This is a genomic window from Azospirillum sp. A29 (genome assembly GCF_042604625.1).
Classification (GTDB): Bacteria; Pseudomonadota; Alphaproteobacteria; order Azospirillales; family Azospirillaceae; genus Azospirillum; species Azospirillum palustre.
In genome coordinates, this window is the sequence record NZ_CP170460.1 from 50796 (window position 1) to 72905 (window position 22110).

10 protein-coding genes are annotated in these 22110 nt (G+C 67.2%); 5 read left to right on the forward strand and 5 right to left on the reverse strand.

The window, feature by feature from the left end:
• The first annotated feature begins 74 nt into the window (after positions 1-74).
• Positions 75-293: a hypothetical protein gene (locus ABNQ38_RS00220; protein WP_109051073.1), complete on the forward strand. Its 219-nt coding sequence runs from the start codon at positions 75-77 to the stop codon at positions 291-293.
• Between the two features lie 137 nt (positions 294-430).
• Here ABNQ38_RS00220 and ABNQ38_RS00225 read toward each other — a convergent pair whose 3' ends face one another.
• The 4 genes from ABNQ38_RS00225 to ABNQ38_RS00240 are packed head-to-tail and all read right to left on the reverse strand — an operon-like array spanning position 431 to position 5465.
• Positions 431-2794: a hypothetical protein gene (locus ABNQ38_RS00225; protein ID WP_377805095.1), complete on the reverse strand. Its 2364-nt coding sequence runs from the start codon at positions 2792-2794 to the stop codon at positions 431-433.
• A gap of 34 nt (positions 2795-2828) precedes the next feature.
• Entirely contained in the window at positions 2829-3572 is a 744-nt protein-coding gene (locus ABNQ38_RS00230) for an ABC transporter permease (RefSeq protein ID WP_377805096.1), read from the reverse strand.
• A complete protein-coding gene (locus ABNQ38_RS00235) occupies positions 3572-4591 on the reverse strand; it encodes an ABC transporter substrate-binding protein (RefSeq protein WP_377805097.1) in 1020 nt (339 codons plus the stop codon). The genes ABNQ38_RS00230 and ABNQ38_RS00235 overlap by 1 nt, the downstream gene beginning before the upstream one ends.
• Positions 4592-4631: 40 nt before the next feature.
• Positions 4632-5465 (reverse strand): ABC transporter ATP-binding protein, encoded by an 834-nt coding sequence (locus tag ABNQ38_RS00240; RefSeq protein WP_377805098.1) that lies wholly within the window; start codon positions 5463-5465, stop codon positions 4632-4634.
• Positions 5466-5670: 205 nt separating this feature from the next.
• Between ABNQ38_RS00240 and ABNQ38_RS00245 the strand changes: the two genes are divergently transcribed.
• Both ABNQ38_RS00245 and ABNQ38_RS00250 read left to right on the forward strand, forming a co-directional pair.
• Positions 5671-6390 carry a GntR family transcriptional regulator gene (locus ABNQ38_RS00245; protein ID WP_377805099.1) on the forward strand — a complete coding sequence of 240 codons (720 nt, stop codon included), beginning with the start codon at positions 5671-5673 and terminating at the stop codon, positions 6388-6390.
• 272 nt (positions 6391-6662) lie between these two features.
• The gene (locus ABNQ38_RS00250) at positions 6663-6827 is read left to right on the forward strand and encodes a hypothetical protein (RefSeq protein WP_377805100.1); all 165 of its coding nucleotides are present in this window, start codon (positions 6663-6665) and stop codon (positions 6825-6827) included.
• An 11-nt stretch (positions 6828-6838) separates the two neighbouring features.
• On the opposite strand, the gene ABNQ38_RS00255 is transcribed toward ABNQ38_RS00250, so the two are convergent.
• Positions 6839-8641 (reverse strand): tetratricopeptide repeat protein, encoded by a 1803-nt coding sequence (locus ABNQ38_RS00255; RefSeq protein WP_377805101.1) that lies wholly within the window; start codon positions 8639-8641, stop codon positions 6839-6841.
• Between the two features lie 293 nt (positions 8642-8934).
• On the opposite strand from ABNQ38_RS00255, the gene ABNQ38_RS00260 reads away from it, so the two are divergent.
• Positions 8935-10014 (forward strand): TIGR03032 family protein, encoded by a 1080-nt coding sequence (locus tag ABNQ38_RS00260; protein WP_377805102.1) that lies wholly within the window; start codon positions 8935-8937, stop codon positions 10012-10014.
• Positions 10015-10082: 68 nt separating this feature from the next.
• Positions 10083-21920, forward strand: coding sequence for an FG-GAP-like repeat-containing protein (locus ABNQ38_RS00265; RefSeq protein ID WP_377805103.1), 11838 nt, complete (start codon positions 10083-10085; stop codon positions 21918-21920).
• Positions 21921-22110: the final 190 nt, after the last annotated feature.

Here is a 22110-nt window from a genome sequence, read left to right on the forward strand (position 1 = left end):
GCATTCGGAAGCGTCAGGGTCCGGATGCCGCATCTGTGCGTTCCATCTCCGGGAATGACACCGAGGCGAGTGCCATGATGAAGGATCCGAAGCAGATCGCGCGCGTTTGCCTCCAGGCGGCACGCGTCGACTTGGAAGCACACGCGGCCTGTGGGCTGATCACCGCGGACGACGAGTTCGGCCTGCGCTACAAGATCGCTGTCCAGGCATGCGATGTGAACGGCGACGACTGCCGGTTTCCCGCCTGCGCCTGTCCCTGGCCGGACTGTTCCCGGCAAACCCGGAAGCAGTGATCCGCAGTCGGGCTGAAAGTCGGGCTGAGGACGCCGGTGCCGGCACGATGCAAATGCGGGCACCGTCGCCGCCGGCCCTCTGACCGGCGACGACGGCTTCCTTCACGTCGGTTTCCGCCGGAGCGGCGTTACCCGTTTCACACCGTCAGGAACAGCGCCGAGGTCCACACCCGCGACTGGTCGCGCTGGCGTCCGGTGAGGAACAGCGGGTGCTCGCGGCCGGCCGCCAGATCCAGTCCGGCCAGCAGGATGCGGCCGGCAAGGTCGCGGGGCAGCGGCGCCTCGGTGACACGCTCCACCGTCACCTCCAGTTCCGTGCCGGGCAGCAGGCGGCTGACGGCTCCGGTCGGCGAGCGGGCGGCATCCAGCAGCGCGTCGCCGTCGATCTCCAGCACGGCCTCCGGCGCATGCGGGTTGGGCGGCGGGGTCAGCGGGTTGCCGACCTTCACATAGGTGCCGATGTCGAGATGCACCCGGATGCGCGTGCCGGCCAGCCGCGACAACGTCAGTTCCACCCCGTCGGTGTCGCCGTGGGTGACCGTGCGCAGAGCCACCGTGGTGGCGTCCTGCCGCCAGCAGCCCTGTTCGGGATGGTCGAAGCCGAAGGGCTCGACCCGCTGCACCGCCGCCCCGGTGATGGTGATGCCGCCGCTCCAATAGGCACCGCGATAGCGGTCCTTGATGCGGGCGCCGCCCAGCCGCAGCCGGATCCGCCGCTCCGACAGCCCGAGTTCGCGGTGCAGGTCGCGCTCCCACAGCAGAGTCTCGCCGTCGTAGAGCCGCAGGCGTTCCCAGCCGCGGTCGCCGAGCAGCCGGTAATCGAGCCCGTCGCCGTCAGACGTCGTCACCACCTCGCCCATCCAGCGGTCGCCCAGCCGCAGGCTGGCGAAGCTGCGCTCCCCGGTGGTGGCGAAGGTGCGGCGCGAGCGCAGCGCCCGGCCGATGGTGGCGCGGTCGAGCCGGTCGGCCAGCACGCCGGTCAGCCCGCCGCGCGCACCGAACACTGCGGTGGCCGGTGCGCCGCCGCCGCAGCGGCCCTGGTGCTCGTCGCTGCTGGCCGAGGCGCCCAGCCGGTAGCCGCGGGCCAGCGCCTCGGCATAGACCCAGTGGAACTGACCCCAGGCGGAGCCGATCTCGATCAGCCGCTCCAGCTCAGGATGGTGCCAGTCGAGATTGCAGCGCCGTCCGCCGACATGCGGGATCAGCAGATGGCCTTCCGGGTCGTCCTGATAGGCGGCATAGAGGTCGTCGAGCGGCCAAGCGCCCGGGCGCAGCTTGCCGCGCGTTGACTCGTTCCATTCGAAGGAGCGGACCGGCTGCCCCCGGCTGTCGGTGGGGAATTGCGGCACGCCGTCGCGCAGGAACACCACATTGTGGTCGCCGCCGGCCGCCGAGTTGCCGCACCATTCGGTGCCGGGATAGCAGACGAAGCGGCCTGCTTGGTTGAAGCCATCGATCAGCCCGACCGCCTCGCCCCAGGCCTTTTCGGTTACGTTGAAGTCGTTGGCGGTATAACCCAGCACATCCAGCCCGGCGATGTCGCGGCCGTAGGACAGGTTGTAGGCGGTGTCGTTGGTGCCGACCGTGTCGTTGGAATGGACATGCAGGTCGGCGTAGAAGGCGCGCGGCGCGCTCTCTTCGACAGTGACGAAGGCTTCGGCCGGGACCAGCCCGTCGGCGGTGGCGGCAATGCGCCATTCGCCTTCGGTCAGCCCGGCCTGCTGGCGATGGACCAGCCAGCCATAAGCATCGGGGTTGGACGAGAGCGTCAGTTGCTGCGTGGTCTCACCCTGCGGTCCCGTCAGGGTCAGGGCAGTGTCGAGGGGACCCTCGGTGCAGCAGTTGCCCCAGACGTCCTCGGCGCGCAGCAGCAGGCTGGCCGGACCGGGTGCCGTCAGGCGCGGCGCCACCAGACGCAGGGCGGCCGGCGCGCCGGGGACGATGTCGATCACGCAGTCGCCCGGCACTTCGGCATATTTCTGGCTGCCTAGCGGGTCGATGAAGACGCGGAAGCGGAAGCCCTGCTCGACGAAGCTCTGCACCCGCGTGCCCGGCCCGCCGCGCCGCCGGTCGCCCAGCCGGATGACGATGCGGTCGCCGGGGTTGAGATAGCCGTCGATCACGTCGATGACGATGGCCTTCTGATAGGGGCGTTCATGGCCCTTCTGGTCGAAGCGCACCTTCAGCGTCTGGATCGTCGCCGGGCTCTGCCCCGGCACCAGCGGCCCAGCCTCATACTCCGCCGAGACATAGTTGGCCGCCTGCGGCTCGCTGGTCTGGAACAGCGCCCAGTCCGAATAGAACTTCATCGCCAGCTTGATGCCGGCGCCGTCGGCGAGGCCCGACGCCCCGACCTCGTAGACCAGTTGCAGTTCGGTCCATTCGCCGGCGACCAGCCGGCGGTGCGAACAGCTGGTTGACCCCAGGAAGGGGCGGACCTTGTTGCGCTCGTACAGCCCGACGGGGGCGATGTGGCGGACAGGCGGCTGAGCTTCGGACATGGCGGCGGTTCCTCCGGTTTTGCGGGTTATCGGGTCAGGCGAGGTGCCAGTGGCGGTAGCGCCGTTCGATGCGGCGGAAGACGAGGCTTTCGGTGATCCAGGCGGTCATGCCGATGATGGCGACGCCCAGCAGCACCTGGGTGGCGTTGCCGATCTGGCCGCCCATCGCCACCATCCAGCCGATCCCCTGCGATGCGCCCAGCATCTCGGCCGCCACCAGCGCCCGCCACGCCTGGCTGAAGCCGATGCGCAGGGCTGCGGTCAGGAAGGGCAGCGAGGCCGGCAGGTAGACATGGCGGATCAGCTGCCAGCGGCGGGCGCCCATCACGCGGGCGGCGCGCAGGTTGCCGTTGCGGATGGCGAGGAAGCCCTCCTGCACCGTCACCGCCATCGGGAACAGGGCGGCGACCACGATCACCATGGTGATGGCGACATAGCCCAGCCCGAAGAAGATCATCGACAGCGGCGCCCAGGCAATGGGCGGGATCGCCATGAACAGGCCGGTCAGCGGGGCGGAAAAGGCGCGGAAACCCGGCGACAGCGCGCCGGCCAGACCCAGCGCCAGCGCCCCCAGAACGGCCACCGTAAAGCCGCCGGCCTCGCGCAGCAGGCTCGCGCCGACATGGGCGGCGAGCTGGCCGCTGTTCAGCCAGCGCACCGCCTCCGCCGCCACCGCCCAGGGCTGCGGCAGGACATAGGGCGGCAGGTTCCAGGCGGCCGCACTCCACACCAGCAGCAGTGTCGGAAAAGCCGCCCAGCCGTAGAGCCGGGTCCGCATCAGCGGCCCGCCCGGCGCAGATAGGAGCTGTCGATGATGTCCGCCGCCTTCATCGGCGCCGGGATGAAGCCGAGCGCCAGCGAGGTGTCCATCAGCCGCTGGATGAAGGCGAGGTCGCTCTCCTCCAGCCGGTCCGACCAGCCCAGCCGCTTGCGCGCCTCGGCGGCGACAGCGGCCGGGGCGATTTCGCTGCCATCGGCGCGCTTGACCGGTTCCAGCTTGAACGCTTCGGCGATCAGGGCGTCGCCTTCGGCCGGGTGGTCGGACAGCCAGGCAATGGCCTTCGCATGGGCACGCAGCAGCTTCACCACATCGTCCGGCCGCTCCGCCAGCGTCTTCTTCGGCGCCATCACCACGTACCAGGGATAGCCGGGCAGCGCTTGATTGACGTCGAACAGCACATGCGCGCTCCCCCGCAGCACCTGCTGGCTGATGAAGGGTTCCCAGGTGAAGGCGGCGTCCACCGTGCCGCTGTCCAGCGCGGCGTTCATGTTACCGACCGGCATGGAGATCACCGACAGGTCGCGGTCGGGGTCGAGGCCGGCCGCCTCCTTCAGCACGACGCCGCGCAGCAGCACGTCCATTCCGCTGCCGCGCGCCACCCCGGCGACCTTGCGGCCGCGCAGGTCGGACAGCTTGGCGATGGCCGGATTGTTGGCGATCACCGCCGCCTGCCCGTAATTCACCTTGGCCAGGATGCGGCTGTCCAGCCCGCGCGCCGCCCACTGGTAGACCGGCGGCGCGCCGATATAGGCGACGTCCAACTCAACGGCGGCGAGCGCCTGCTGGATGACCGGCCCGTCGCCGAAGGGTTTGGCGTCCACCGTCAGCCCCTCTTCGGCATAGAAGCCCTTGCGGTCGGCGACCAGCGCCGGGGCGTTGGCCATGGCGAAGACCCAGCCGACCCGGAGCGGCCGGTTGTCGCCCGGTGTGGCGGCCCCGGCCGGGGCGATGCCGGCGAGCAGAGCGATGGAGCCGTACAGGGCGACGGACAGTGCCGCGGCGAATATCCGGTTCATGCGCAAAATCCTTCTGGTCGGGGCTGGTCCCGGCTGCGGCTCAGGCCGCGGCGACGATGGCGGAAATCCGCTCCAGCAGCGTGTCGGTCAGGGTGGTGAAGCGGTCCAGCCGCCGGGTCTCGCGCAGGCGGCGCGGGCGGGGCAGGTCGATGGTGAGTTCGCTGTGGATGCCGGCCGGGGCGATGCCGAGCAGCACGACGCGGTCGGCCAGGAACACCGCCTCCTCGACGTCGTGGGTGATGAACAGGACGGTCTGGCCGAGCCGGCCGCACAGGCGCAGCAGCTCCTCGTTCAGGGTGGCGCGGGTGATAGCGTCCAGTGCGGCGAAGGGCTCGTCCATCAGCAGCAGGCGCGGCTCCAGGACCAGCGCGCGGGCCAGCGCCACCCGCTGCTGCATGCCGCCCGACAGCTGGTGGGGAAACTTGCCGGCCGCGGCCTCCAGCCCGACCAGCGCCAGCGCCGCCAGCGCCTTGTCCCGCTGCTCCCCATCCGGCAGCCGGCCGGCCATCCGCAGGCCGAACCGGACATTGTCGAGCACGTCGAGCCAGGGAAACAGCTGCGGCGACTGGAAGACATAGCCGAGCGCCGGCATCTCCGGCGTCACCGTTTCGCCGTCGATGGTGATGCGGCCGGAGTCTGGCGGCAGGAAGCCGGACAGCAGGTTCAGCAGCGTGGTCTTGCCGCAGCCCGACGGGCCGAGCAGCGCCACGAACTCTCCGGGCCGGGCGGACAGCGCCAGCGAGCGGAACACCGGGTGCGCGCCATCATAGGCGAAATCCACGCCATCGACGTGGAAGTCGACACCGCCGGAGCGGTCATTGGAAAAAGCCTCGAAGCGGCTGCTGGAGGAACAGGCCGGATTTCCACAGTCCATGTCCGTCTTATCCCCCCGATCAACCGGTTCAACTCAATAATACATTATAATACATATTATAAAATACGTGACAACTAGGGAATTGAATCGGGATTCACGTGGCCGGCACCGTGGCGGGATAGACGCTTGAGCCGTCCCGTCGCAGGTGGCATCAAGGCGGCCTCGATCCGCTGGCCGGGTCGATCAATCGGGGAGGGAAGCCAGGGTGCCCGTGGTGCGAGACAACGCGACGGCGCTGTACCGGCAGATCGCCGACCGGCTGCGCGACGAGATCGCCGCCCGGCTGTTCGAGCCGTCGGGGCGGCTGCCGACGGAAAGCGAGATCGGGACCCGCTTCGGCGTCAGCCGGGTCACCGTCCGGCTGGCGCTCGACCGGCTGGAGGCGGACGGGCTGATCGAGCGTCGCAAGGGCAAGGGCACCTTCACGGCGGGCAAGCGCGTCCAGCATCCGCTCGACCGCCTGCGCAGTTTTCATGAATCCCTGCGGCTTCAGGGGCTGGACGCCACGATGCGGCCGATCTCGGCGCGGATCGTCGCGACGCCGCCGGACCTGCGGGAGGATTTCGGTCCCCATTGCCTGGAGGTCTGCCGCCTGCATCTGGTGGATGGCGAGCCGGTGGCCCTGGGCCGCAGCCTGCTGCCGCCGGCTCTGGAGCCGGTCGATTGGCAGGCGGCCGGACACAAGCCGATCTACGGCATCCTGCAGGACATCGTCGGCAAGCCGGTCGGCGGCGCCGACATCGAGGTGAAGGCGGCAGCGGCCGATGCGGAGGTGGGGGCGGCGCTCGGCCTGCCGGCGGGCGCGCCGGTGCTGGTGATGGACCGCCGTTCCGTCTTCGTCGGCGGCGGCTGCGCCGACCGTTCGGTGTTCCACATCAGATCCGAGCGCTACAGCTTCATCCTGTCCCACCGCTGGGAAGGGTAAGGGCGGGCGACGGACATCCCGGCTTCATAGCACATGGAATATTTGTTCAATATAATTTTCAATCGCTATCTTTACAGTAGGAATAAATAAGGTCTATGTTCTCCTCAGATGGTGAATGGAGAGCGTTGTACACGATCCCGAACGAGGAGGGATGGCGATCCGCGGCATTCCGTCACTGTCGCCCGGACGGTCGCCGCCGATCCGGACATCCCGCTGCCTCCAACCGATCCGAATTTCAAAATTTGAAAGCCAGATTTTTGAAAGACAGCCCGATGCTCGATCTGATCCTTCGTTCCACCGCCCTGGTCGCCGGCACCCTGTCGCTGCTGGCCGCACTCGGCCTTGCCCAGCCTGCCTTTTCGCGGACCGTGCCTGCCAATCCGGCGACGGTGCCGGTGGCGATGGGTGTCGGCGGGCTGCTGTCGGTCGGCCAATAGCAGTTTTCGCCTCACATCATAGCCCAACGTTCCAGGGCGGCGCGGACTCGAAGGATGACGGAAGGCCAATCGCCCGGCCGATCCTGGCGGAACAGGCGCATGGTCGGATACCAGGGGCTGTCGGACCGGTTGCGCAGCCAGCGCCAGCAGGCATCGTGGCGCGACAGCATCCAGACCGGCCGTCCCAGCGCGCCGGCCAAATGGCACACCGAGGTGTCCACGCTGATGACGAGGTCGAGTTCCGCGACAAGCGCGGCAGTGTCGGCGAAATCCTCGACCTCATCCATCCAGTCGACAAGGTCGAGACCGGATGGCCGCGCTTCGCTCGCCGGCGGGCCTTTTTGCAGGCTGTAGTACCTCACACCCGGAATGCCGGCGAGCGGGGCCAGGGCAGCCAGCGGCAGGCTGCGCCGCCGGTCGACCATATGCGCGACGAACTGCTCGTCATGCGCCGAACCGGCCCAGACCAGACCGACCTTCAGTCCGCCCTCACCGCCGGGGCTCCCGTCGAGCCTCCGTTTCCAGGCGGCACGCTCCTGCCCGGACGGGCGCAGATAGGGGACAGAGGCCGGAATTGTGGCCAGATCGGTGCCGAACACCAAGGGAAGGCTGAGCAGCGGAATGCAGGCATCGCATGCCGGTGGCGGCTCCGTGAGCGACCGGACGGAGGCGATGCCGGGAAGCCCGGACAGCAGCCGGACCAATGCCGGCTGCACCATCAGGTGGACATGGGCGCCGAGTGCCGCCAGCACCGGGGCATAACGGACGAACTGAAGCGTATCTCCCTGCCCCTGTTCGGCCACCAGAAGCAGTGAGCGTCCCGCCGGGTTTCCGCCGGTCCAGCGTGGCGCATGGGCCGGATAGGCCACACGCTCCATCCGCCAGCGGGATTCGTAGAGGCGCCACCCCTTGGCGAAGTCGCCTTCCGCCAGCAGCACCATCGACAGGTTGAAGCGTGCCACGTCGCTTTCGGGCTGAAGCGCCAGGGCGCGCTCGTTACTGCGGCGCGCCGGTTCCGTCATCCCGCTGCCATGTTCAGCCAGGGACAGGTTGATCAGGGCGGCGGGAGAAGCCGGTTGCAGGACAAGAGCGCGGCGGGCCAGCGAGATGGCCGTCGTGAAATCGCCGCGCAGGGTTGCCGCCAGACTGTCGCCGGCCTCGGCATGTCCCTCCAGCGGCGCCAGCCGGCGCAACCGGCCATGCAGGGCCTGCGCGGCGTCAAGGCAACCCGACCTGATCAGGAAGCCGGCATGGTTCACATAGCCGGCCGGCCGGTCGGGCGCCAGCGCAACCGCGCGCCGCACGCAGGCAAGCGGAAGAGCCGGCTCCGCCGTTTCGCCAAGCCCTGCGGCCAGCGCCAGCCACGGCAGCGGGTTGTCCGGAGCCAGCCGCACCGCCCGGCGCAGGACAATCGGCAGGCGCTCCATCGCCCGCCGGTCCAGCAGGATCGAGCCGGCGACCGACCAAGCTTCGGCAAACCCCGGATCGAGAGCCAGCGCCCGCACCGCCGCCCGTGCCGCCGCCTTGAAGCGGCGGCTCTTGAGCAGCAGAGAGGCCAGCCCGGCCCAGGCCTTCGGATAGGCGGGACGCAGCCGCAATGCACGTCGGTAGGCCTGCGCCGCATCGGCAGGTTGGCCCAAGGCACGCCGCGCTTCAGCCAGATTGTGCCAGATGCTTGCCCGATGAGGCGCCAACAGGGCGGCCGTGGTGAAGAGGGAAACGGCAAGCGCGGCCTCCCCCCCGGCCAGGGCGGCGGCGCCTCGGAGGGTGAGAGCGGCGGCCGGGTCGGTGAAACTGTCGGTTGGGTGGGACATAAAGGAATTGCCCTCTGGAACGTATCTGACCGATACGGAGCAGCCTTCGAGATATGTCTATGCGGGTTTGAACGCCGGTCCGATTCGAATGGGTGAAATTCATGGTCCGTTCCGACCTGTGCAATCCCAAATGGTTCCTTAGTCGATATCCTCTCAAGCCATTTCCATCTTTGGATGCGAGTGATTCCCAACTTTAAGGAGATTCCATATTCTCTTATTAATTTAACTTTATTTTACGCGGCATGCGAATAAATCATCCATGATGGGTGGGAACGGACGAGAGGGAACGCTGGATGGCCGCTGAAGAACGATCCCAGCCCATGGCGGCCCGGCCGATGCTGGAAGGTACGCCGAATCTGCCCGACTGGCTGGAGACGACCGGCTGCGCGATTGCCTTTTCGACCTACGAGACCCACAGGCTGTTCTTTCTTGGGTTGGGTGAGGATGGGCGTTTGAAGGCCCATGAGCGAATGGTGCAGCGTTGCCAGGGGCTGCGCGTCGACGGAAGCGCGCTGTGGGTCGGCGGACAGTCCCACCTCTGGCGCTTCGCCAATACGCTGCAGCCATCCGACCGGACGCCGTCGGGCGCAGACCGTCTTTACGTGCCGCGCCTGGGCTACATGACCGGCGATATCGATATCCATGACATCGCGGTCGGGCCCGACGGTGTTCCGGTCTTCGTCAACACGCGCTTCAGCTGTCTTGCCGTTCCCGACGCCGACCGCGGATTCCGTCCGGTCTGGAAGCCCGCCTTCATTTCCGCCCTGCGCAACGAGGACCGCTGCCATCTGAACGGGATGGCGCTCGGCGAGGACGGCCGACCGATCTTCGTGACGGCATTGGGCCGTTGCGATGTCATCGAAGGCTGGCGCGAGCGCCGGACCAATGGCGGCGTGCTGATCGATGTCCCGTCCGGCGAGGTCGCCTGCGCCGGACTGTCGATGCCCCATTCCCCCCGCTGGCACCGGGGCCGGCTGTGGCTGCTCAATTCCGGCACCGGCGAGCTTGGGACGGTGGATGGAACCGGCCGCTTCGAACCGGTCTGCTTCTGCCCCGGCTTCGCGCGCGGACTGGCCTTTCATGGGAAATGGGCGGTTGTCGGGCTGTCACGCCCACGGGGCGGTCATGGAACCCTGAGCGCCTTGCCGCTCGAACCGGCGCTGGAGCGGGCCGGGGTTTCTGCCCAGTGCGGCTTGGCCGTCGTCGACACGGACAGCGGAACCGTGGCGCATATGTTGTGGCTCCATCACACCGTAAACGAACTGTACGACGTCGCCATCCTTCCCGGCGTACGCCGTGCCGAGGCGGTGGGATTGCTCGACGCGCGGGCGCTGGCCGAAGCGGTGGCCACGCCAACGGAAATCCCAAACTGACCGGACGTCCGATGGCGGACGATGAGCGGAATTATTGTCGGCGCTTGTATTTGAGGGGCTGAAATATCGTGATCACTCCCACCTTTACCCTTGTCGGCACCAATTCTTTCGGCCTCAGCGATGTCGGGGATTATTCCGCCCCCGTGTTCCAGGACCTCGACGGCGACGGCGACCTCGATCTTCTGGTCGGCAACGCGCTTGGCGAGACGGTCTATTTTGCCAATGTCGGAACGACGCTGGCACCGACCTATTCCCTGCAAGGCACGAATCTTTTCGGCCTTTCCAGCGCCAACACCTACGCGAAACCGAGCTTCGTCGATATCGATGGAGACGGCGATCTCGATGCGTTCATCGGCAGCAAGGATGGTGGCACGCGGTTCTTCCGCAACAACGGGACATCGTCCTCGCCAACATTCTCCCTTGAGGGCACCAACCTCTTCGGCATCGCCACCGACAGTTACACGGCCCCGACCTTCGCCGACCTGGATGGCGACGGCGACGCCGACCTGCTGATGGGGACCCAGTTCAACGGCCTCCTTTTCTACCGCAACACCGGGACCGCGTCGGTGCCCACCTTTTCGCTGGAGGGAACAAACCTCTTCGGCATGACGCCGGGCGTCAGCCACAGCGCGCCGGTCCTCGTCGATCTCGACGGTGACGGCGATCTCGATCTGGTGAGCAAGGACGTCGTTTCCATCAACGTCGGGACGACATCGTCCCCCACATTCTCGCTCGCCGGGACGGCCGTCTACGGCCTCGTCACCGAATCCTATCCGATGCCGGCGCTGGCTGATCTCGATGGCGACGGCGACCTCGACGCACTCTATGGCATCGCCAACGGCACCCTGAAATATCTCAGGAACATCGCGCCGGTCGTCAGGACCCTGGCCGATACCGGCAACACGCTGACGCTGTCGCAGATCAACACGCTGACCGGCGGCACCGGAACCGACGTCATCACCCTGGGCGACATCGGCGCGACCTTCGGCGTCACCGGCGTCGAAACGCTGACGGGCGGTAGCGGCAGCGACAGCGCAACGCTGGGCACCGCCGGCAACACGATTCTGGTTTCGGGGCTGGAATCCGTGCTCGGCGGCGGCGGCACCGATGTCGTGACGCTCGGCACGGCGGGCAACACTCTCGTGCTCGCGGCCGCCGAGACGCTGCTGGGTGGGACTGGCACCGACTACGTAACTTTCGGTTCCGGCGGAACCACGCTGAGCGTGACCGGCATCGAAACGCTGACCGGCGGCACCGGCACCGATGTCGTGACGCTCAGCGCCGGCGGCAACACGATTCAGCTCTCCCGCATTGAAACGCTGATCGGCGGCACCGGAACCGACATTGCGACGTTCGCGTCCGGCGGCAACACGGCCCTGCTGTCCGAGATCGAAACGCTGATCGGTGGGGTTAGCGTTGATGTCGTTATCTTCGGCACCGCCGGCAACACGATTCAACTCTCCCGCATCGAAACGGTGACTGGAGACAGCGGCACCGACGTCATAACCTTGGGCTCCGCCGGCTCATCGATGAAGGTGCAAGGACTCGAGACGCTGATCGGCGGGGCCGGCACCGATGTCATGACGATCGGCTCCGCCGGCGCCACGCTGCTGATGACCGCCGTTGAAAGCCTCATCGGCGGCACCGGCACGGACGTCGTAACCTTCGGGTCCGCCGGCAGTACGGTCCTGACCTCTGCGCTTGAAACACTGATCGGCGGTGCGGGCACCGATGTCGTCACAGTCAGCGCCTCTGGTATAACGCTCTTTCTTTCCCAGATCGAAACGTTGATCGGTAACTCGGGCAACGAAACCATCTCGCTGGCGGGAGCGGGCAACACCATCCTGCTGTCGAGAATCAATGGGCTGATCGGTGGAACCGGCATCGATGTCGTGACCTTCGGTTCCAACGGAGGCACGGTGTCGGTGTCCGACATCGAAACCTTGACGGGCAGCACCGGCAACGACCTCATCACGCTGGGCACCGCCGGCAATAGCCTGCTGGTTTCGGCCGTCGAAACGGTGACGGGCAATACCGGTATCGATGTGTTGGCGCTGGGTACCGGCGGCAACACCATCGTGGTGAGGCTGCTGGAGACGCTGACCGGCGGTGTCGGCACCGACGTGGTGACGCTTGGCACCGGCGGCAACATGGTGCTGGCAAGCGATGTCGAGACGTTGACCGGCGGGGCCGGTCTGGATGTCGTTACCCTCGGCACCGGCGGCAGTACGATTCAGGTTTTCCGCATCGAAACGCTGACGGGGGACAGCGGCACCGATGTCGTGACGGTGGCATCCGGTGGCGCATCGATCACGGTGGAAGGCATCGAGACGTTGACCGGCGGTATCGGCCTCGAAGTCGTGACGCTGGGTACTTCTGGCAACACGATGTCGATCTCGGCCATCGAGACGCTGACCGGCGGTGCCGGCACCGACGTCCTGATCCTGGGCACCGCGGGCAACACGGTTCTGGTTTCGCTCATCGAAATGCTGACCGGCAGTGCCGGCACCGACATCGTGACGCTCGGCAATGCCGGCAACACGCTGCTGGTCTCGGCTCTCGAAACGCTGACGGGCGGCACCGGCACCGATGCTGTAACGCTGAGGACCGGCGGCAGCACGCTGAGCGTCACCGCCGTCGAGACCCTGACAGGTGGCATCGGCACCGACTTTGTAGCACTGGGCACCGGCGGCAATACCCTGCTGGTGTCGGCGCTGGAAACGCTCACCGGCGGGGTCGGCACCGAGCTAATCACGCTCGGGACCGCCGGCAGCACACTGCTGGTGTCCGACATCGAAACCCTGATCGGCGGTGCCGGTACCGATATCGTCATATTGGGCACGACCGGCAGCACAATATCGGTGTCCGATATCGAGACGGTGACGGGAGACGGCGGCACCGATATCATCACCCTGGGGACCGCCGGCTCAACCCTGAGCGTGCAGGGCCTTGAGACCTTGACCGGTGGCGCCGGCACCGATGCCGTGACGCTGGGAACCACTGGAAACACCGTGCTGGTGGCCGGCATCGAGACGCTTATCGGCGGGGTCGGCACCGACATCGTGACGCTGGGCGTCAGCGGCATCACATTGCTGGTCTCGTCTGTCGAGACGCTGACCGGTGGCACCGGTAGCGACGTCATAACACTCGGCACCGGCGGCAACACGCTGAGTGTCACTGCCGTCGAAACGCTGACGGGTGGCGCCGACACCGACGCTATAACGCTGAGCACCGGCGGCAACACCGTGCTGGTGTCGTCTGTCGAAACACTGACCGGCGGGGCCGGCACCGACGTGGTGACGCTCGGCACCGCCGGGAACACGCTGCTGGTCTCGGCTCACGAAACGCTGACGGGTGGAACCGGTACCGACGTGGTGACGCTGGGCACCGCCGGCAACACGCTGCTGGCCTCTGCACTCGAGACGTTGACCGGCGGCGTCGGCACCGACGTCGTCACACTGGGCAGCGGCGGCTCGACGCTGCTTGTGAGCGGTCTGGAGACGCTGACAGGCGGCGTCGGCACCGACATCGTCACACTGGGCAGCGGCGGCTCGACGCTGCTTATACGGGGGCTGGAGACGCTGACCGGCGGCGTCGGCACCGACGTCGTCACACTTGGTACCGGCGGCTCGACGCTGCTTGTGCGGGGTCTGGAGACGCTGACCGGCACCACGGGCACCAATGTGATCGCGCTGGGCGACATGGCCGGCACCACCATGACGGTGTCGTCGCTCAAAACCCTGTTCGGCGGGACTGGAAACGACGTCATCACGCTGGGTTCGGCGGGCAACACCATGATTGCCTCGCTGGTGGAAACCCTGCTCGGCGGGATTGGAATCGATACTCTCACCCTGGGCTCGACAGGGAACACCGTGTTCTTCTCGGGCGTGGAAACCGTGCTGGGCGGTGCCGCCGTCGATGTCATCCTCCTGAGCGATGTCGGCAATACGACGGCGGTCTATAGCGTCGAAACCATCGTCGGCGGTGCGGGAACGGACTCCATCCTCCTCGGCTCCAATGGCGTACGGTATGCGGTGTCGGGCGTGGAATTCGTCGCTGCGGGCGGCGCGGGCGGCACATCGACTTTGAGTTTGGGGACGCAGGGCAACACCACCACGGTGTCGCTGGTGACGACCATCGTCGGCAATAGCGGCACCGACATAATCACCCTGGGATCGGCCGGCGTCACCACCAGGGTTGCGGAACTGGAGACGCTGACCGGTGGTGTCGGCATCGATGCCGTGACCATCCTGACAGCCGGCGCGACCATGCGGGTTTCCCTGCTGGAAACCCTGACGGGCGGTGTCGGTACCGATGTCCTCACCGTCGGTTCCGGTGGCAGCACCATGTTGGTGAGGCTGCTGGAAACCCTGACCGGCGATGCCGGTACCGACATCGTGACACTCGGCACCGGTGGCAGCACTCTGCTGATCTCGGCCGTCGAGACGTTGACCGGCGGGACCAACGTCGACGTCGTGACGCTCGGCTCTGGTGGCAGCACCATGTTGGTAAGGCTGCTGGAGACGCTGACCGGCGGTGCCGGCACCGAAATCGTGACACTCGGCACCGGTGGCAGCACTCTGCTGATCTCGGCTGTCGAGAAGTTGACCGGAAGCGTTGCCACCGATGCCGTGACGCTCGGCACAGCGGGAAATACTCTGCTGGTGTCCAGAATCGAGACGCTCATCGGCGGGTCTGGGGTCGATGCCGTCCAACTCGGCACCGGCGGCAACACGATTCAGGTTTTCCGCGTCGAAACGCTGACGGGGGACAGTGGCACCGATGTCGTGACGATGGCATCCGGCGGCGCATCGATGACGGTCGAAGGCATCGAGACGCTCATCGGCGGTATCGGCACCGATGTGGTGATGTTGGGCACGTTCGGTAACACGATGTCGGTCTCGGCTGTCGAAGCGCTGACCGGCGGTGCCGGCACCGACATCGTGATGCTCGGTACCGCGGGCAACACGGTTATGGTTTCGCTCATCGAAACGTTGACCGGCGATGCCGGCACCGACATCGTGACGTTGGGCACCGTCGGCAACACACTGCTGATCTCGGCGCTCGAAACGCTGGCGGGTGGAGCCGGCACCGATGCTGTAACACTTGGCACCGTCGGCAACACACTGAGCATCACCGCCATCGAAACGCTGACGGGTGGCGCCGGCACCGACGTTGTAACGCTGAGCGCCGGTGGCAGCACTCTGCTGACTTCGCTCATCGAAACGCTGACCGGCGGAGCCGGCACCGACATCGTGACCTTCGGATCGGCCGGCAACACGGTCTTGATCTCGGCGCTTGAAACGCTCGTCGGTGGTGCTGGCATCGATAGCGTCACGGCCAGTGCCAGCGGCGCCACTCTTCTGGTTTCCCAGATCGAAACGCTGATCGGTGGCTCGGGCCTCGATTCCATCCTGCTGGCGGGAACGGGCAACACTGTCTTAATGTCGAGAATCGATACGCTGACAGGTGGCGCCGGAATCGATGTCGTGACGTTCGGTTCGACCGGAAGCACGACGCTGATGACCGGCATCGAGACGCTGACGGGCAGCACCGGCATCGATCTCGTGACCCTCGGCACCGCCGGCAACACGATGCTGATCTCGGCTGTCGAAACGCTGACGGGTGGGGCCGGCACAGACGTGGCGACGCTGGGCACCGGCGGCAACACGCTGCTGGTCTCGGCTCTCGAAACGCTTGCCGGCAGGGCCGGCACCGACATCGTAACGCTTGGCAACGCCGGCAACACGCTGAGTGTCGTCGCTATCGAGACCCTGACCGGCGGCAGCGCAACCGACATCGTCACGCTCGGTGCCGGCGGCAACACGCTGCTGGTTTCGCTCATCGAAGCGCTGACGGGTGGTACCGACACCGACGTCGTAACGCTGAGCACCGGCGGCAACACCCTGCTGGTGTCGGCGCTGGAAACGCTGACCGGTGGGGTCGGTACCGACATCGTCACGCTCGGCACCGCCGGCAGCACACTGCTGGTGTCCGGTATCGAGACGGTGACGGGAGACAGTGGCACCGACGTCGTCATCCTGGGCGCCGCCGGTTCAACCCTGAGGGTACAAGGCCTTGAAACGCTGACCGGCGGTGCCGACACCGACGTCGCGATACTTGGCACCGCCGGCAACACGCTGCTGGTCTCGGCTCTCGAAACGCTGACGGGTGGAACCGGCACCGACGTTGTAACGCTCAGCGCTGCCGGCAATACCCTGCTGGTGGCCGGCATCGAGACGCTGATCGGTGGGACCGGCACCGACGTCGTGACGCTGGGCGCCGCCGGAAACACCCTGCTGACGACCGGGATCGAAACGCTCATCGGTGGCTCCGGCACCGATGTCGTCGTGATCGGCACCAGCGGGGCGACCATTCACGTCGCCAATATCGAAACCGTCATCGCGACGGGGCAGACCCTTCATCTGAGCGGGCTGGAAACCCTGGTCAGCATTCTCAGTGCCGACATTCTCGTCCTGGACGACGGCGGCAGCACCCTGACCGTCTCCACCCAATACAGGACCATTCTCGGATCGTCGGCATCCGATGTGATCGCGCTTGGAAGCGGCGGCAGCACGGTTCTCGTCGAACGCCTCGAAACGCTGACCGGGTCGAACGGCGGCGATGCGGTGATCGTCGGCACGGCCGGCATCACGCTGCTGGCCACGCTGTTCGAAACGATCATCGGCGGGGCCGGCACCGACATCATCACCCTCGGCGGCGCAGGCGGCACCCTGCTCGTCGACCGGCTGGAGACTTTGAGCGGCGGCAGCGGAGTCGATATCGTCACCCTGGGCACCACCGGCACAACCCTGCTGGTGACTGGCATCGAGACATTGGCAGGGTCGGCAGGCACCGACGTCGTCACATTGGGAGCCGGCGGCAACACGATCCTGGCCGATCTGATCGAGACTCTCGTCGGCGGCACGGGGTCCGATCTGGTCGTCCTCGGCACGTCCGGGTCCACCATCTCCCTCTCGGCCATCGACAGCCTGACCGGCGGATCCGGAACCGATGTCATTATCCTGGGCTCGGCCGGAAACACCCTGCTGTTGCGCGGTATCGAGACGCTGGCCGGTGGCGCCGGCACCGACATCGTCACGCTGGGCGGCACCGGCAATACCCTGCTGGTTTCGGCTCTCGAAACAATCGTCGGCGGTGCGTCTCTCGACTCGATTTCGCTGGGCACCGCGGGCAGCACCCTGTTTGCAATCGCTCTCGAGACGCTGACCGGCGGACTGGGCACCGACGTCGTGGCTCTCGGTTCTGCCGGCAACACCCTGTCCGTTTCGGGTGTCGAGACCATTGCCGGCGGCGATGGTGCCGATGTCGTCGCCCTGGGCACTGCCGGCAACACCCTGCAGATCTCAGGCCTGGAGACGATCACCGGCGGTTTGGGCACCGATGTTGTGACGCTCGGTTCCGCCGGCGGCACCCTGCTTGCCAATCTGCTGGAGACGATTGCCGGCGGCACGGGCTCCGAGCTGATTTTCCTTGGCTCGACCGGCGGCACGGTCCTGGTGTCCGGCCTGGAAATGCTGATCGGCGGTGCCAGCACCGACATCGTCACTCTGGGGCCGGCCGGCAGCACGGTCGTCGTGCGTGGCCTTGAAAGCCTGACCGGCGGTTTGGGCATCGACGCCGTCACCATCGGCGACACCGGCATCACCATGGCGGCCGCGGGCATCGAGACGCTGGTCGGCGGTTCGGGCATCGATGCCATCACCCTGGGCACAGCCGGCGGCACCCTGCTGGTTCGGGCGATGGAGACCCTGACCGGCGGCATCGGCACCGACGTGGTCGCCATCGGGTCTGCCGGCGGCACCCTGCTTGCCGACCTGCTGGAGACGATTGTCGGTGGTGCGGGCTCCGAGTTGATCTTCCTCGGCTCGACCGGTTCGACGGTCACGGTATCGGGCATCGAGATCCTGATCGGTGGGGCCGGCACCGACGTTGTCGCCCTGAACGGTGGCGGCAACACAATGCTGTTGCGCGGCATCGAGACCCTGACCGGCAACAGCGGCACCGATGTGGTGACGCTGGGCGACACCGGCAACACGGCGACGGTGTCGCTGTTCGAAACCATTCTCGGCGGCACCGGTGTCGACAGCATCCTGCTCGGCAACGCCGGCAACACGTTGGCGGTGTCGCAGCTTGAAACGCTGTGGGGCGGGACCGGCCTGGACGTGGTGACGCTGGGGTCCGGCGGCAGCACCTTGGCGACCGTCGCGGTGGAGACGCTGATAGGCGGCAGCGCTCTGGATGTGGTAATGCTGGGCACCGGCGGGACGACGGTGCGGATCGTCGGCATCGAGTCCGTCACCGGCAACAGCGGGCGCGATGTCGTCCATCTGTCGGAGAGCGGCGGCACCTTCGTCGTCAATCTGCTGGAAACGCTGGTCGGCAGTTCCGGCAGCGACGTGGCGGTGGTCGGCGAGCTTGGCGGCGGTTCGACCCTGCTGATCGCCGGGCTGGAGATCCTCGTCGGCAACTCCGGCTCCGACATCGTCACGCTCAGCGACGGCGGCAACACCACGCTGCTGCGCATGCTGGAGACGCTGACCGGCGGCACCGGGCTGGACGCCATCACCATCGGCAACCGTGGCTCGACCATGCTGGCGTCGAACCTCGAGACGCTGATCGGCGGCTTCGCGCTGGATGTGATCGGGCTGGGCACCGGCGGCAACACGCTGCTGGTGTCGCAGCTGGAGACGCTGACCGGCGGGGTCGGGCTGGACATCGTGACGCTCGCCACCGCCGGCTTCGACAGTGTGGCGGACATGAACCGGGTGTCGGGCACCAGCGGCAACACGCTGCTGGTCTCCGGGCTGGAGACGCTGGTCGGATCGAGCGGGACCGACGTGGTCTATCTCGGCTCGGCCGGCAACACGCTGCTGGTGTCGGGGCTGGAGATCCTGGTCGGCGGGGCAGGCAGCGACGCGGTGACGCTGGGCGACGGCGGCAACACGGTGCTGTTGCGCGGCGTCGAGACGCTGACCGGCAGTGCCGGCACCGATCTGCTGTTGCTGGGCGACACCGGCAACACGGCGACGGTGTCGCTGTTCGAGACCATCATCGGCGGCACCGGTATCGACAGCATCCTGCTCGGCAACGCCGGCAACACACTGCTGGCGTCGCAGTTGGAAACGCTGTCGGGCGGGGCAGGGCTCGATGTGGTGATGTTGGGGTCCGCCGGCAGCACCTTGGTGGTGGCCCAGCTTGAGACGCTGCGGGGTGGCGCAGGCCTCGATGTGGTGACGCTCGGCACCGGCGGCACGACGCTGACGGTGTCGGCCATCGAAACCATCACCGGCGGTGCGGCGACCGATGCCGTCACAATCGGGTCGGGCGGCATCACGCTGCAGGCGACCGCGCTCGAAACCATCATCGGCGGCGAAGGGCTGGATCTGGTCTTCCTGGGTGGTTCCGGCAGCACTCTGCTGGCATCGGCGCTCGATATCCTGGTCGGCGGCAGCGGTCGGGATGTCATCGCGCTGGGCTCAGGCGGCAACACGCTGCTGCTGCGCGCGATCGAAACGCTGACCGGCGGGGCGGGCAGCGATGCCGTCACCATCGGCGACACCGGCTCCACCATGCTGGTGGGTGCGGTCGAGACGCTGACCGGCGGGACCGGGCTGGACATCGTCGCGTTGGGTTCGAGCGGCAACACGCTGACCGTGTCGCTCCTCGAAACGCTGACCGGTGGGGCAGGCAGCGACGTGGTCGCGGTCGGCACCCTGGGGGCGACCCTGGTGGCCAATGCCCTTGAAACCCTGCTGGGTGGCACGGCATCCGAACTCATTTTCCTCGGTTCGGGCGGATCGACGATCTCGGCGTCGGGCATCGACACCCTGATCGGCGGCACCGGCACGGATGTCGTGACGCTGGGTTCGGCGGGCAACACCATCCTGCTGCGCGGCATCGAGACCCTGATCGGCAACGGCGGCGTCGACGTGCTGACGCTCGGCGATACCGGCAGCACCTCGACGGTTTCGCTTTTCGAAACGATCGTCGGCGGCCTCGGCAGTGACCTCATCGCCCTCGGCACGGCCGGCAACACGCTGGTGGTCACGGGTGTCGAGACATTGGTCGGCGGGGCCGGCACCGATATCGTGACCATCGGCACCGCCGGCGGCACGCTGCTGGCGTTCGGCATCGAGACGCTGATCGGCGGCACGGGCCTGGAGGTGATCTTCACCGGTTCGGCGGGGGTGACCCTGACCGTCTCGGGCGCGGACTTCGTGATCGGCAACTTCGGCACCGACGTGCTGACCCTGGGGTCGGCGGGCAACACCACCACCATCCGCGGGATCGAGACGCTGATCGGCGGCACCGGCACCGACCTCGTGTTCCTGGGCGACACCGGCAACACGCTGACGCTGGGTTCGGGTGTCGAGATTCTGGTCGGCGGCGCTGCCACCGACATGGTGACCATCGGCGCGGCGGGCGCCACCTTGCTGACCCGCGGTGTCGAGACCCTGATCGGTGCGGCCGGTATCGATGTCATCACCCTCGGCGACAGGCCGAATACGGTCACCGTCACCGGCATCGACAGCCTGACCGGCGGTGCCGGCACCGACGTCGTCTTCATTGGCCCGGCCGGCGTGACGATGACGGTCTCGGGCATCGAGTTCTTGGTCGGCGGTCCCGGTTCGGATGTCGTCACCCTGGGGGCGGGCGGGGCGACCGCCACCGTCCGCGGCATCGACACCCTGTCGGGCGGTGCGGGCAGCGATCTGGTGTTCCTGGGCGATACCGGCGTGACCATGCGGGCCGAGAGCGGGATCGAGATCATCGTCGGCGGTGCCGGCAACGACATCGTCAGCCTTGGCGATGGCGGCAACACGGTCCTGCTGCGCGGCATCGAGACGCTGACCGGCGGCACCGGCAACGACGCGATCACCCTGGGCGACACCCCGAACACGGTCACGGTCAGCGGCATCGACAGCCTGACCGGCGGCGCTGCCACCGACATCGTCCTCACCGGTTCGGCCGGCGTGACGATGACGGCCTCGGGCGTCGAGTTCCTGGTCGGCGGTGCCGGCTCGGATGTCGTGACCCTGGGTGCGGCGGGCAACACCGTCATCACCCGCGGCATCGACACCATGATCGGTGGTGCCGGCAGCGACCTGGTGATCCTGGGCGATACGGGCGTCACCATGCGGGCCGAGAGCGGGATCGAGATCCTGGTCGGCGGCGCCGGTTCCGACATCGTCAGCCTCGGCGATGGCGGCAACACGGTCCTGCTGCGTGGCATCGAGACCCTGACCGGCGGCACCGGCAACGACGTGATCACGCTGGGCAACACCGGCGTGACGATGGCGGTGCAGAACGTCGAGACGCTGGTCGGCGGCACGGGCACCGATGCGATCACGGTGACCGGCGGTTCGGGCATCCGCTTCCAGGCCGGCACGGGCGACAGCCTGAGCCTGGCTTCGGGCAGCGGCACCGACACGGTCGTGTACTCGTCCTTCACCGACATCTCGGCGCTGGGCGCGAACACCGGCTTCGTCTCGGTCTCGAACTTCCAGTCGGGCACCGACAACGTGCAGCTGACCGGTACGGCCCGGACCGCTGCGGACAAGAACGGCGATGCCTCGCTCACGACGGCCTCTGCTGCGACCAACGGCGTGAACATCGGCTCCAACGAACTGGTGAGCCTGACCTCGGTCGTCAGCGGCAGCCTGACGGATGCCGGCCTCGCCAATTTCCGCACGGCCCTGGGGACGCTGACGAACTCGTCGGCCGGTGCAAGCATGCTGGTTCTGGCCAACAACGGCACCAGCTCCGGCCTGTACCAGGTGGTCGACACCAACGGCGACGGTCAGGTGGCCGCCACCGAGGCCCGGCTGCTCGGCATTTACAACAGCACGGTGCTTTCGCTCTCCGACGTCAACCTCGGTTGATGGCCGGATCGGGGCCGGCATTGCGGCTGCACCGGGGGAAGGCGGGTGTTCCTCCTTCCCCAGCCGGCCGCAAATCTGCTATGGCCGCGGAACCGGGTGGACTCTAGCCTTTTGGTTTTCCGTGCGATTCACGCTTCAAGCGATTCCGCTTGAACTGATCGCACTCCATGCCATGCCCGGGTGAAAGGAG

Coding starts and splice junctions, on each gene's coding strand:
- ABNQ38_RS00220 (WP_109051073.1), top strand. CDS start 75: ATGATGAAGGATCCGAAGCAGATCGCGCGCGTTTGCCTCCAGGCGGCA.
- ABNQ38_RS00225 (WP_377805095.1), bottom strand. CDS start 2,794: ATGTCCGAAGCTCAGCCGCCTGTCCGCCACATCGCCCCCGTCGGGCTG.
- ABNQ38_RS00230 (WP_377805096.1), bottom strand. CDS start 3,572: ATGCGGACCCGGCTCTACGGCTGGGCGGCTTTTCCGACACTGCTGCTG.
- ABNQ38_RS00235 (WP_377805097.1), bottom strand. CDS start 4,591: ATGAACCGGATATTCGCCGCGGCACTGTCCGTCGCCCTGTACGGCTCC.
- ABNQ38_RS00240 (WP_377805098.1), bottom strand. CDS start 5,465: ATGGACTGTGGAAATCCGGCCTGTTCCTCCAGCAGCCGCTTCGAGGCT.
- ABNQ38_RS00250 (WP_377805100.1), top strand. CDS start 6,663: ATGCTCGATCTGATCCTTCGTTCCACCGCCCTGGTCGCCGGCACCCTG.
- ABNQ38_RS00255 (WP_377805101.1), bottom strand. CDS start 8,641: ATGTCCCACCCAACCGACAGTTTCACCGACCCGGCCGCCGCTCTCACC.
- ABNQ38_RS00260 (WP_377805102.1), top strand. CDS start 8,935: ATGGCCGCTGAAGAACGATCCCAGCCCATGGCGGCCCGGCCGATGCTG.